12 protein-coding genes are annotated in these 12,809 nt (G+C 69.9%); 7 read left to right on the top strand and 5 right to left on the bottom strand.

Going from position 1 to position 12,809, the window contains the following annotated elements; genetic code table 11:
- Positions 1-53: 53 nt before the first annotated feature.
- The gene (locus ACFPZ3_RS05480) at positions 54-1,226 is read right to left on the bottom strand and encodes a DUF418 domain-containing protein (protein WP_379512834.1); all 1,173 of its coding nucleotides are present in this window, start codon (positions 1,224-1,226) and stop codon (positions 54-56) included.
- A gap of 81 nt (positions 1,227-1,307) precedes the next feature.
- On the opposite strand from ACFPZ3_RS05480, the gene ACFPZ3_RS05485 reads away from it, so the two are divergent.
- Positions 1,308-1,916 carry a TetR/AcrR family transcriptional regulator gene (locus ACFPZ3_RS05485; protein ID WP_379512835.1) on the top strand — a complete coding sequence of 203 codons (609 nt, stop codon included), beginning with the start codon at positions 1,308-1,310 and terminating at the stop codon, positions 1,914-1,916.
- 48 nt (positions 1,917-1,964) lie between these two features.
- Here the strand turns inward: ACFPZ3_RS05485 and ACFPZ3_RS05490 are convergent, their stop codons facing one another.
- Together ACFPZ3_RS05490 and ACFPZ3_RS05495 are read right to left on the bottom strand one after the other, a co-directional pair.
- Positions 1,965-2,735, bottom strand: coding sequence for a class I SAM-dependent methyltransferase (locus tag ACFPZ3_RS05490; protein ID WP_379512836.1), 771 nt, complete (start codon positions 2,733-2,735; stop codon positions 1,965-1,967).
- A 160-nt stretch (positions 2,736-2,895) separates the two neighbouring features.
- Positions 2,896-3,708, bottom strand: a complete 813-nt coding sequence (locus ACFPZ3_RS05495; protein ID WP_379512837.1) for an isocitrate lyase/PEP mutase family protein — start codon at positions 3,706-3,708, stop codon at positions 2,896-2,898.
- A 180-nt stretch (positions 3,709-3,888) separates the two neighbouring features.
- Between ACFPZ3_RS05495 and ACFPZ3_RS05500 the strand changes: the two genes are divergently transcribed.
- The gene (locus ACFPZ3_RS05500) at positions 3,889-4,902 is read left to right on the top strand and encodes an ArsR/SmtB family transcription factor (protein ID WP_379512838.1); all 1,014 of its coding nucleotides are present in this window, start codon (positions 3,889-3,891) and stop codon (positions 4,900-4,902) included.
- A 69-nt stretch (positions 4,903-4,971) separates the two neighbouring features.
- Complete coding sequence (locus ACFPZ3_RS05505; RefSeq protein ID WP_379512839.1) at positions 4,972-5,931, top strand: TAXI family TRAP transporter solute-binding subunit; 960 nt, start codon at positions 4,972-4,974, stop codon at positions 5,929-5,931.
- A 99-nt stretch (positions 5,932-6,030) separates the two neighbouring features.
- On the opposite strand, the gene ACFPZ3_RS05510 is transcribed toward ACFPZ3_RS05505, so the two are convergent.
- A complete protein-coding gene (locus ACFPZ3_RS05510) occupies positions 6,031-7,545 on the bottom strand; it encodes a sensor histidine kinase (RefSeq protein WP_379512840.1) in 1,515 nt (504 codons plus the stop codon).
- A 6-nt stretch (positions 7,546-7,551) separates the two neighbouring features.
- The gene (locus tag ACFPZ3_RS05515) at positions 7,552-8,235 is read right to left on the bottom strand and encodes a response regulator transcription factor (RefSeq protein WP_379512841.1); all 684 of its coding nucleotides are present in this window, start codon (positions 8,233-8,235) and stop codon (positions 7,552-7,554) included.
- A 173-nt stretch (positions 8,236-8,408) separates the two neighbouring features.
- Here ACFPZ3_RS05515 and ACFPZ3_RS05520 point away from each other — a divergent pair, with 173 nt between their 5' ends.
- From ACFPZ3_RS05520 to ACFPZ3_RS05535, 4 genes are read left to right on the top strand one after another with little or no spacing between them, the layout of a single operon-like run.
- Entirely contained in the window at positions 8,409-9,446 is a 1,038-nt protein-coding gene (locus ACFPZ3_RS05520; protein ID WP_379512842.1) for a tripartite tricarboxylate transporter substrate-binding protein, read from the top strand.
- 1 nt (position 9,447) lies between these two features.
- Positions 9,448-9,909 (top strand): tripartite tricarboxylate transporter TctB family protein, encoded by a 462-nt coding sequence (locus ACFPZ3_RS05525; protein WP_379512843.1) that lies wholly within the window; start codon positions 9,448-9,450, stop codon positions 9,907-9,909.
- A gap of 20 nt (positions 9,910-9,929) precedes the next feature.
- The gene (locus ACFPZ3_RS05530) at positions 9,930-11,435 is read left to right on the top strand and encodes a tripartite tricarboxylate transporter permease (RefSeq protein WP_379512844.1); all 1,506 of its coding nucleotides are present in this window, start codon (positions 9,930-9,932) and stop codon (positions 11,433-11,435) included.
- 38 nt (positions 11,436-11,473) lie between these two features.
- The gene (locus tag ACFPZ3_RS05535; protein WP_379512845.1) at positions 11,474-12,298 is read left to right on the top strand and encodes an integrase; all 825 of its coding nucleotides are present in this window, start codon (positions 11,474-11,476) and stop codon (positions 12,296-12,298) included.
- The last annotated feature ends 511 nt before the right edge of the window (positions 12,299-12,809 follow it).

Here is a 12,809-nt window from a genome sequence, read left to right on the forward strand (position 1 = left end):
AATTTTCATTCCACCCTGCACCGTGGACGGCTGGACCGGCGGGCTCCGCCTGGTCAGCGGCGGGCGTAGGTGAGGCGTCGCAGGGCGGCCTCGGCCGGTCCTCTTCGCCCGGCGGGGGCCAGCAGCGCGGCGAGCACCGTGGTGGCCAGCCAGGTCACCACGGCGATGCCGGACGCCGCCGCGTCGCCGACGCGCGAGCCGAGCCCTCCGGTGTACGGCGCGAACACCGCCACGAAGATCATTGACTGGAGGAGGTAGCAGGTCAGCGACCATTGACCGCACGCGGCCAGGGCCCTGACGACCGGGCCGGGATGGCCGCGCCGCATCCGGCCGGCGGCGAGTCCGATGATCGCCGCGTACGCGAGCCCGCCGGCGATGCCCGTCACGCTGTGCAGCGCGTACGACGACACGGCCACCATGTCCGACGGCGTCCAGATCCGGGTGTCGATCAACATCAGCGGCACTCCGCCGACCACGGCCAGTCCGGTGCCCAGGACGGCGACCCGGGAGAGCAGGTCCCGGTGCGAGACGGGGTCTTCCAGCACGCGGCGCCGGGCCGCCCAGATCCCGAACAGGAAGGCCGGGATCACGCTGGCGGCGAAGTACGTGGGCGTCATCCCGGACCATCCGATGAGTCGCATCACGGTCGCCTCGATCGGGTCCGCCATGGCGGCGGGTGTGTCGCCCTTGGGCGCGGAGATGGTGAGCAGCCCGAAGCCGAACAGGATCACGACGTGCAGCACCAGCCCTACGACGGCGGCCCGGAGCACGACCTTGTCCTCGCGCCGGATGAACCCGACGAGCATGAGCCCGACCAGCCCGTACGCCCCGAGGATGTCACCGAAGAACAGCAGCAGCGCGTGGCAGAACCCGAACGCCAGCAGCCACAGGCTCCGCCGGCGCAGCACCTTGCGGACCTGCGGCCAGCTCATGCCCGTGGCGAGCTGCCGGTTGGCGAGCTGCACCAGGCCGTACCCGAACAGAGCGGCGAACATGGGCAGCGCGCGCCCGTCCACCAGCAGGATCTGCGTTCCGGCGACCAGCCGGTCTAAGGCGACGCCGTTGAGCGCGTAGCCGCGGAAGCCCGTCTCGTGGCCTGACAGGTACATGTGTGCGTGTGCCACCGCGATGAGCAGCAGCATCAGCCCGCGCGCGAGATCGGGTGCGAGCGCGCGCTGGATGATGGGAGTAGCTCCGTGAACGGGAGCCGGTGGGGCGATGGACATGGTTGTCCCCTCGAATTAGATACACGACTGTAGCTAATGCTCAGAGTAAGATACATCCATGTAGCTAAGCAAGGGGTGGGTATGGGCGATCGGATGCGCCGGCGCGGTGAAGAGCTGGTCAAGGCCCTCCACGACGCCGTGCTGGAAGAGGTGGTGGAGGTCGGTGCGGGGCGGCTGACCATGGACGGCATCGCCCGGCGCGCGGCCACGCCCCGTACGACCTTGTATCGCCGCTGGTCGGACCCGGTCGAGGTGCTCCTCGACGCGCTCTACCACCAGCACCCGGTCGAGGAGCCGACGCCGGGGGCCGACGACCTGCGCGGTGACCTCGTCCGCGCCCTGCGCCTCATGGTGGACTGGGCCCTCAGTCCGGCGGGTCGCGCCGTCGCGGCCATCCTCACCGACCCGAAGAGCGCCGCGCTGATGTCCGAGGCCCTGTTCGAGCGGGTCTTCGCCAGCCGGGGCGGTACGTTCACCCGCACCGTGCTGCAGCACTACGCCGACCGGGGCCACTTCCCGGCCGAGCTGCTCACCCCGGTCGTGGCCGACATCGGCGAGGCCCTCGTCACCAAGCGCCTGATCGACGGCGGCGTGCCCGGCGACGAGGACCTCGCGGCGATCGTCGACCAGGCGATCCTGCCCGCGATCGGTATTCCTCCCGGCGGCCGGTCCAGCCCTGGCGGAGGATGATGGTGACAATCAGCGCGGACGTACCCCTTCAAGCCAGGGGATGCCGCCTTATCCTCGCAGCGGATCCCGTTCGAGCGTGAGCAGCGCCTCAGAGAACACAGGCGCCGGTGCGTCGGGATCCGCGGCGACAGCCTGCTCCAGACGGCGGAAGCCGGTCTCCAGCTCGTCGGGACTGAGTTGAGCGAAGAACGAAAGAGTACGCAGGCGTAGCCGTTCGAGCATGTCAGCGCAGGTGCCGGTGGACGGCTCGGTGACCGTGCCGAAGCCGGCGACGCGCCAGCCGGTGGAGGTGAACATCTCGATGACCTCGTGCAGCGGCTGAAACAGCGAGGCGTCCGCCTCAAGGCCGCGGGGGAAGTGCTCCAGCCACCACGGCCTGGGATGGTGGTCGCTGAAGTTCGCGCGCAGCAGCAGCCGCCCGGTGGGCTTGAGCACTCTGGCCAGCTCCCGGGCCGCCCGCGGCTTGTCCTGGACGTGGTGCCAGGACAGGAACATGAGAGCGTAGTCGGCGCTGCCGGACGGCACGGGCAGGTCCTCGGCGGAGCCTGCCAGATACCGCACATCGGGATGCGGGGGCTGCGCCTGCGCTACTTCGCGCATGCGGACCGACGGCTCGACGCCGGTGGCCGGCCCGAACGCTCGCGCCAGCGCGGGGGTGAACCTGCCGGTCCCTGAGCCGACGTCCAGCCCCGTCAGCGGACGCCGCTCGGGCAGCACCGCTTCGAAGGCACTGATCCATACCTGCAGTTGCCGCTCGTCAAGGGCACGGCCACGCGCGTAGTCCTGGTACTGCTCCGTGTCGTAGTCGATCCGCCGCATCGCATCTCCCGCCCCAGCCGGGCTACGACAAGCTGTCGGCCCGATATATCGACCTGATACATCGGCACGATATGCAGTGTCGCGTAATGCCGCAAGAGGGGGTATGACGCCTCGTCCACCCGGTACGCCGGCATCGCCGCGGGTCGTCGGAGCCGATCCGTCAACGACGGAACAGGACGTTCAGTTCGCTGAAGTCCAGTGAGCCGTTCAGCGCCGTGAGCCCTCCCGTGCCGAGCAGTTCCGCGGCGGCTCTGCGGGCCGCGGTGTAGGCGGCCTGCGCCAGCCCGGTGCCGACGCTGATCCTGCGCACCCCGGCCTGCGCGAGCTCGGTGACACTCGGCCCGCCGGCCATGGCCATCGCGTTGACCGGCAGCGGCGACTCGGCGCAGAGGGTGGTCAGCTTGTCCAGGTTGAGCAGGCCGGGAACGAAGATGCCGTCGGCTCCCGCCTCGGCGTATGCCTCCGTGCGCGCCAGCACCTCGTCCAGCCGGCCATCGGGCGCACCGATCGCGAACAGGAACACATCGGTGCGCGCATTGACGAACAGTTCCGGCAGGGCCGCCTCCGCCGCGGCTTCCCTGGCGGCGCGCAGCCTGGCGCTCTGCTCGGCGACGTCGAACAGAGGACCACCGACGGCCGCGGAGTCCTCCAGGTTGACGCCCACCGCACCGGCCTCGATCACCGCCCGCACGGTCGTGGCGACATCCGCCGCGGCCGGTCCGTACCCTCCCTCCACGTCGACCGTCACCGGCAGGTCGACGGCGTCCACGATGCGCCGCGTGACCTCCACCATCTCGCCCCGGCTGAGCTGCTGCCCGTCCCCACGGCCCAGTGACCACGCGACGCCACCGCTGGTCGTCGCGATCGCCGTGGCGCCGGCCGCGGCGATCACAGCCGCACTGGCGGCGTCCCAGGCGTTGGGCAGCACCAGCACGGACTCCGTGCTCAGGGCGCGGAACAGCCGAGCCTTCACCTCGCTCGCTGCATTGGCTGAGGGAGTGATGCCGACAGACATGTGCGTGACCGCCTTCTCGTCGTGTTGCTTCTCGGCACCCCTGAATCGCGGGCACCCGCTCCTGGGATGCTGCTGGGCGGGGGAGCGGGGCGTCCACTGATTAAGCTCGGACCGAATCGTGGAAGCAGTGGAGGCGGCATGAAGACGCGGCTGAGCTTTTCGGTGAACGATCTGGCCGAGACCCGGTTCGCCATCTCGCCCATGTGGGAGGTCGTCACCAGCTTCAGAGCGCTGGCCGCCGCTGAGGTGCCGGGCCCGCACCGCGGCTGGGCCGCCCAGGTACGCCCTCGGCTCGCGGCAGCGGGTCTCGACCGCGGTTGGCTGGCCGACATGATTCCGCCCATCGGCCATCTCCCCGACTTTCTCAACCCGACATCGCCGACCGCGTCCCCTGGCCTTTCCGACGAGCTGGCCGCCGTCGAAGCCACCGATCCCGAGCAGGTACGCCGGGACCTCGACCACCTGGCAGCCGAGCGCGAAGGCCGGTTGTCCCTCCGGTTGCGGAACCTTCACCGGACCCCTTGGGTCTACCTGCCTCGGATCGTCACGGAGATCGAGGACTACTGGCGGCTCGCGATAGCGCCTTACTGGGCCAGAATCCGCTCGCTGCTGGAGGCGGACCTCTTCCACCGGGGCCGCCAGGTGGCCGAGCACGGTACGGCCCAGGCGCTCGACGAGTTGCACCCCACGGTGCGCTGGGCCAACGGCAGCCTCCACCTGGTAGAGCGGCACTGCGCCATCACCAGGATCGAGACCGGAGCCGGGCTGCTCCTGGTGCCGTCGGTCTTCGCCTGGCCGCGGGTGCTGACCCGGTCCATCGTGTCGGAACCACCGCAGCTGGCCTACCCGGCGCGCGGGATCGGCACGTTGTGGCAGCGCCGGACACATGCGCACATGGAATCCCTCGCCGCCGTGATCGGCCGATCCCGGGCCCTGCTCCTGGCCGAACTGGACGCACCCGCCTCGACCACCGAACTCGCCCACCGGTCGGGCCTATCGGCGGCGGGCGTCTCCCAACACCTCACCGCACTGAGGGCCGCCGGCCTGACCAGCACCCACCGAGCAGGCCGCTCGGTCCTCTACGCCCGTACAGGCCTCGCCGAAGCCCTATTGCTTGGTGATGCGGTGGTGGACGCAGGAAGCGATCGGTGATCTCGATGCACCCCCACAGGCGGGTCGCAGGTGTCATCGGCTGAGGGTCGCTGTCCGTATCATCGCGGCATGGTGCTGGACCCGGAGTTACGGCTCAGTCGGCGGGTGGTGCTTCTGGCTGCCGGAGGGCTGGTCGTCGGTTGTTCCCGGGAGCCCGAAGTCGACAGGGTTCACCTGCGGCTGGCCACCGGGCCGGCGGGGGCGGTGTATCGGCGTATCGGTGGTTCGCTGGCCGAGCGCATTTCCGAGCAGGTGTCGGGTGCCACGGTGAGTACCGTGCCGAGTGGGGCGTCCACCGACAACATCCGGATGTTGCGGGCCGGTGAGGTGCATCTCGGGCTGACGAGCCTGGATGCGCTGATCACGACCGACGGCAGTGTGCCCGAGGGGCTTTCGGCGGTATGTCGGCTCTATGACAGTCACCTGCATCTTGTGGTCATGGCTGGGTCGGCGATCGATGAGTTTCGGGATCTCAAGGGGAAGCGCATATCTCTCGGTGCTCGCGACTCGGGTACGGAGTTCACGTCGCTGCGGGTGTTGGAGCTGGGCATGGTGGACGCCGACGGTCTGTATCTCAGTCAGGCCGAATCGGCGGCGGCGCTGCGCGATGGCGAGATCGATGCGATGTTCTCCCTGACCGGCGTCCCGACGCCGGCCATCATGGAGTTGGCGCTGCGGCATCCGGTACGGCTGATCCCGTTGGAATCGCAGGCGGATGCGCTCTTCACGGCGTTTCCCGGTCCCTACGCTCCGGCCGTGATCCACGCGGCTGCCTACGCCGGTGTCCCGGCCACCCGCACGGTCGCGGTGCCGAACGTACTTCTCGTGCGCAACGACGTGCCCGCTGACCTGGTCTACGCCATTACCGATACGATCTTCACGCAAACCGGTACGATCACCTCCGCCGGCCGCGACGACGCTGAACCCGTTCCCGAGGCGTGGCAGATCAACGTGCGCACCGGGATCTCCACCGCATCGATTCCGCTGCATCAGGGTGCGGCTTCATGGTTCCGTGACCGCAAACGCTGACCCAAGGCGCCGACCCAAAGCGCCGACCCAGCCGACCAAAGCGCCGACCCGGCCGACCAAAGCGCCGACCCAAAGGGCTGGTGAGAAGGGCCGGGGGCCTCAGACAGGAGCCGGGGCGTCGGACGACGACGCGACCCGCGGAACGACCGGCAACGCGACCACCGCGGCGAACCCGTACCCGGATCCGTCCGGACGAGGCAGGCCCTCCTCCAGCCGCAGCTCGCCCCCGGCCGCCCCGACCAGGTCGGCACAGATCGCCAGTCCCAGACCGGTCCCGGACACGTTCTGGTGCCGGGGCGACCGCCAGAAGCGCCGGAGCGCCTGGGCCCGCTCGGACGCGTCGATCCCCTGCCCGTCGTCACGGACAACGATCGTGACCACACCTCCGGCCACGGAAGCACCGCCGACCCCGCCGCCGCCGTGTCCAGGGCCAACCCCGCTGCCGTGCCCGGAGCCCGCACCACCCGGGACAACTCGGGCAGTCACCTCCACCACCCGCGCATCCGACAGCCGCAACGCGTTGCTGATCAGCTCGTCCAAGATGCTCCCCAGCCCCCCGGTAGGCTCCAGCAACCGCAACCCCGACGGCACATCCACCGCCAGAGTCTGCCCCGCCGTCGCCGTCAACGCCCGCCACCGATCCACCCGGGTAGCCAGCACGGCATCGAGATCCACCGGCGACGCCGTCCGTATGCTCTCCATCCGCGCACTGGCCTGCAACGAGTTCAACATCCGCTGCATCGCCTTCAGCTCGTCGACGGCGACGTCGTACACCTGCCGCCCGTTGCCGGCCGCCACCAGATGCGGTTCCAGACTCTCCACGGCGAGCCGGAGGCTGGTCAGCGGGTTGCGTAACTGGTGCGAGGCGTCGGACACGAAGGCCCGCTGCCGGTGCACGGCGTTCTCGACCGCGTCCATCATGGTGTTGAACGTCTCCGCCAGCCGCCGCAGCTCGACCGGCCCGGCCTCGGCGTCCGCCCGGATCGTGAGGTCGCCCTGGGAGATCCGCGAGCTGGCCGCGTCCAGTTTCCGCACCGGCCGCAGCACCCACGCCGACACCGGCCAGGCGACGGCGATCAGCGCGATCAACGGCAGCAGCCCGAGCCCGGCGAGCTGGGCCCATCGCACGAGGATGCGGTGGCGTGTCGTCGACAGGTCGGAGATCGTCACGACGGCGCCGACGACCTCGCTGTCGCGGCCCACCGGCTCCGCGACCACGAGCGCGGAGTCGTCCCACGGCGCCCATTTCCCGGACGGCTCCGGCCTCGTCCCGGCCAGCGCGGCGGTCACGATTCGGGGCAACGCCGGCTCGGCTCGCGCCGCCTGCTGGTAGGCGCCCGTCGGTCCGAGCAGGACCGTGCCGGAGGTGTCGATCACCGCGACCGGGATGCCGTACAGCTCGTGATAGCGCGTCAGCTCCTGCTGGAGAGCCTCATTCCGCCCGGTCGAGAGGGCGGTCTCGGCCAGCGACGCGAACCGGCCGACGTCGTTGAGCCGGTCGACGTAGGTCTCCTGCATCTCCCGCTCGGCCACGGTGATGCTGAGTGGCACCCCGAGCGCCGCGACGAGCAACACCGCGAGGGGTACCAGGACGACGAGCAGGCGACGGTGCATGGCGTGTCAACCGATCAGCTCCGGCCGGTCGCCCAGGAGCCGGTAGCCGACCCCGTGGATCGTCCCGATGAGGACGGCCGGCCCGATCTTGTGGCGTAACGCCGCGATGTGGGTGTCGAGGGTGCGGCTTGAGGACTCCCAGCTCGCGCCCCAGATCTGGTCGAGGATGACGTCGCGGCTCACCACGTTCGGCGCCCGGCGGGCCAGCAGCAGGAGCAGCTCGAACTCCTTGCGGGTCAGCGTCACGGGGGTGCCGTCGACGGTGACCTCGCGGGTGCCGACGCAGATCCGCATCGGGCCGAGGACGAGCGGCTCGTCCGGATGGCTCAGGGCACGGGCCACCCGGGTGCGCCGCAGGACGGCGTCGATGCGGGCCAGCAACTCCGGGATGCCGAACGGTTTCACGATGTAGTCGTCGGCGCCGGCGCGTAGGCCGCGCACCCGTTCGTGCTCCTCCGAGCGTGCTGTCACGGCGATGACGGCGGTCTCCGGGCGGTCGCGCAGCTTGCGGATCACGTCGAGTCCGTCGCCGTCGGGCAGGCCGAGATCGACGAGGACCACATCGGACGGGGCGGCGCGCACGGCCTCGGCGGCGGTCGCGATGCGGTGGACCTCGAAGCCCGCCTGTGTCAGGACGGTCACGAGCCCCCGCGCCACGCGGTCGTCATCTTCGATGATGGTGATCCGCATACCGGATTGTACGACCGGGATCGACGCTCGTGTTAGCCCTACAGTTCTTGGGATTTATCTGACATTCAGCGCATTCCTTGGGATTCCTCTGACACCATTCACGGCTCTGCCAGCCGAGACTGAGGCCGCGCACTCACTGACGAAGGCGCATGCGCTGACGAGGAGACCGCGATATGAGAACGACCGGCAGGTACCGGGCCGCCGCGCGGATGATCGCCGCGATCGGCGTCGTTTCGCTCGTCGCCGCCTGCTCCGGCAGCGGTGGCGCCCCGGGCGACGCCACCGGTGGAGCCACCACCGGCGGAGGCTACCCGGACCAGAACATCACGTTCATCGTGCCGTTCAGCGCGGGCGGTCCGACGGACACCGTCACCCGCATGATCGCCGAACCGATGGCCGCCAAGCTCGGCGCCAAGATCGTCGTACAGAACGTCGAGGGAGCGGGCGGCACCGTCGGCGCCGGCCAGGTCGCGCGGGCCGAGCCCGACGGCTACACCGTGCTCATGCACCACATCGGCATGTCCACGGCGCCCGCCCTGTACAAGGACCTGGGCTACAAGCCGCTCGAGAGTTTCGAGATGGTCGGGCTCGTCACCGAGGTGCCGATGACGATCGTCGCCCGCAAGGACTTCGAGCCCAAGACACTCCAGGAACTCGTGACCTACGTGAAGGCGAACGCCGGCAAGGTCACGCTGGCCAACGCCGGCATCGGCGCCGCGTCCCACCTGTGCGGCCTGCTGTTCCAGACCGCCGCGGGCGTCAAACTCCAGGAGGTCCCGTACGAGGGCACCGGCCCCGCGCTGACCGACCTGGTCGGCGGCCAGGTCGACTTCATGTGCGACCAGACGACCAACACCAGCGGCCAGATCTCCGCCGGCGAGGTGAAGGCGTACGCGGTCACCACGCCAGAGCGGGTGAAGAGCCTGCCCGACGTGCCCACCACGACCGAGGCCGGGCTGCCCAAGCTCCAGGTCAGCGTGTGGCACGGCCTCTACGTACCGAAGGGCACACCGCAGGACGTCGTCCAGAAGTTGTCCGAGGCGCTGAAGGTGGCGCTGGCCGACCAGAAGGTCATCGACCAGATGGCCAAGCTCGGCACCGCGCCGGTCCCGGCCGAGGACGCGACCCCGCAGGCGCACAGGACCAAGCTCGAAGAGCAACTCGGCACCTGGGCGAAGGTCATCGCCGACGCCGGGGTCAAGGCCTCCTGAGGTGGAGCGCCGCCGGTCCCTCCCGGACGTGCTCGCCGGGGTGATCTTCGTCCTGATCGGTGGCGCATTCGTGGTGGGGGCGCTCGGCTACGAGCTGGGCACCCCGCTGCGGATGGGCCCCGGCGCCTTCCCGCTGCTGGTCGGCGTGGCCGTGGCCACCCTGGGCCTGGCGATCGTCGTCAAAGGACTCATCGCCGGCGAGGTGATCTCGTTCGGGCCGATTCCCTGGCGTGCGGTCGGCCTGATCGTGCTCGCGGTCCTGTTCTTCGGAGCCACCGTCCGTGGCCTCGGATTCGTACCTACCTCGGCGGTGACCGCCCTGCTCGCCACGCTGGCCAGCACACGCGTACGTCTGCTCATGGCCGTGGCCGTGGCCGCCGGGCTGACCGTGGCCGGCACGCTCATCTTCGTCGTCGGACTTCAGCTGAGGGTCCCGCTGTGGGGCCCATGGCTGGGGTTCTGACGCGGCATCCGGATTGAGGCATGGAACTTCTCGACAACCTCGCACTGGGCTTCTCGACCGCCCTCCTGATCCAGAACGTCCTCTACTGCTTCGTCGGAGTGCTGCTCGGGACGGCGGTCGGCGTGTTGCCGGGCATCGGGCCGACGGCGACGGTGGCGATGCTGCTGCCGATCACGTTCAGCTTCGAGCCGGTGACCGCGCTGATCATGCTGGCCGGCATCTATTACGGCGCACAGTACGGCGGCTCGACCACCGCCATCCTGATCAACCTGCCCGGTGAGTCGTCGGCGGCGGTCACCGCGCTGGACGGGCACGAGATGGCCAAGCAGGGTCGGGCCGGCGCGGCGCTGGCCGCCGCCGCGGTCGGGTCCTTCATCGCGGGTACGATCGCCACCGTCGCCCTGGCCGTCGCGGCCCCGCCGCTGGCCCGCGTCGCGTTGAAGTTCGGCCCGGCCGAATACTTCTCGCTGGTGCTGCTCGGCCTGGTCGTGTCGATCGCGCTGGCCCGTGGCACGGCGCTCAAGGCGCTGGCGATGATCGCGCTCGGCCTCCTGTTCGGCACGGTCGGCCAGGACATCTACACGGGTACGCCCCGGTTCGTGCTCGACCAGCGAGAGTTGTACGAGGGCATCGACTTCGTGTCGGTCGCCGTCGGCATGTTCGGAGTGGCCGAGATCCTGCGCAACCTGGAGAACGAGCAGACCCGCACGGCGGTCATCAGCAAGGTGATGAGCCTGTGGCCGACCCGCGAGGACCGGCGCCGGATGGTCGGCCCGATCCTGCGGGGCACCGGCATCGGTGCCGCGCTCGGCGTACTGCCCGGTGGTGGCCACGTGCTGGCCTCGTTCACCTCGTACGCCGTGGAGAAGCGCATCTCGAAGCGACGGCAGGAGTTCGGGCACGGCGCGATCGAGGGCGTCGCCGGCCCCGAGTCGGCGAACAACGCCGCCGCGCAGACGTCGTTCATCCCGCTGCTCACCCTGGGCCTGCCCGCCCATCCGGTGATGGCGCTGATGGTCGGCGCGTTCATCGTGCACGGCATAACCCCCGGCCCGAACGTCATCATCGACGAACCGGCGCTGTTCTGGGGCCTGATCGCGTCGATGTGGATCGGCAACGTGCTGCTCGTGCTGCTGAACCTGCCGCTGATCGGCCTCTGGGTGCGCATGTTGCGCATCCCGTACCAGGTGCTGTTCCCGATGATCATCCTGTTCGCCGCGATCGGCACCTACTCCCTGTCGTTCAACGCGTACGACGTCTACGCGATCGTGTTCTTCGGGATCCTGGGCTACGTCCTGATCAAGTGCGGCTGCGAGCCGGCGCCCCTGCTGCTCGGCTTCGTCCTCGGACCCCTGCTCGAGGAGAACATGCGCAGGGCGCTCATCATCTCCCGCGGGGACGCGTCGGTCTTCCTGACCCGGCCGATCTCCGCGGTGCTCCTGGTCCTGGCCGTCGGGGCGCTCGTCGTCACCGTCCTCCCGACGATCCGCAAGCGTCGCGAGGTCGTGTTCGCCGAGGAGGAGTAGGAGCATACGAGAGGCCGTTATGATCAACGCCCTGATCGATGGAGGGGCGGCGACAGGTCATGCGGGTGACGATGGCGAGCGTGGCCAAGCAGGCGGGCCGCGCGAACGAGGACTTCGCCGGCGCCGTGCCGACGGCAGCGGTGCTGACCGACGGCGCCGGCATCCCCGGCGCCGAATCGCTCTGCCGGCACGGCGTGGCCTGGTACGCAGGCCGCCTGGGAGGCCACCTCCTCAGCCTCCTGTCACTCGTGCCGGACCGCGGCCTTCCCGCGCTGCTCGCCGAGGCCATCGAGCAGGTGACGGACGATCACCGGGACACCTGCGACGTCACCGACACCATCAGCCCGTCGGCGACGGTGGCCGTCCTGCGCCTGTCCGGCGGCCTCGTCGAGTACCTGGTGCTCGGTGACTCGTTCGTCGTGCTCGACAGGGCGGACGGTGCGCCGCTCGTCGTCTCCGACCCCCGGGAGGTGGTCATCAGCCGGTCGTACGAGCCCGCGTTCAAGGCCGCCGCCGAGGGCAGTGACGAGTACCGCCGAGTCCTGCGAGACCTGCGCGCCAACCGCAACCAGCCGGGCGGCTTCTGGGTGGCCAAGGACGACCCGCGGGCGGCGGACGAGGCGATCACCGGAAGTTGTGCGATCTCCGAGCTGACCGGTGCCGTCCTGCTCAGCAATGGGGCCAGCCGCATCGTGGACCGGTTCGGGCTCACCGACTGGCCAGGGGTCATGGGCCTCCTGGCGTCGAGCGGACCCGCCGAGATCATCCACCGTGTCCGGCAGGCGGAGGCGCGGCACGCGGTGGCGGCGGATGACGCGACGATCGCCCACTGCACCGACCTCGGCGACGAACCGACGGGTTAGCGCCGGTATCGGTCGCGCAGGTGTTTCAGCACGTTCGAATAGACAGCGCGACGGATACGATCCTCGAGGTCGTCGAACCCCTGACGCGGCGGGCGGCGCTCGACAGGGACGCGCCTGGGCTTGTGCTGCGTCTCGGCGGGTACGCGCCTGGCGGCCGGTGCGGGCCTGTGGTGCGTCTCAGCGCTCTTCCTGTGTGTCGCCGGCCTTTTCTCGCGCCGCCGGTCGGGCGTCGGTGCCGGTGTCGGCGCGGCGGCCGGTGCCGGAGCAGGTGAAGAAGGAACGACCTGGTGGACGAGCGATGGCATCGCCACCGGAATCTGAACGGCAGGACGATCGGTTTGCAGGGCGAGTCCGGCGGAGAAGCCGACGCCGACGCTGAACGCGACGGCGACGGCGCATGCGAGCGTTATGAGGAGCGGCCCACGGGCTCGCTTGGGCTTGGACGGCGCACTGCGGATGAACGCGGACGGTGGATAGTCACACATCTTCGGCCCCCGAGATCATGAACTCA

The organism is Nonomuraea insulae, assembly GCF_042656245.1.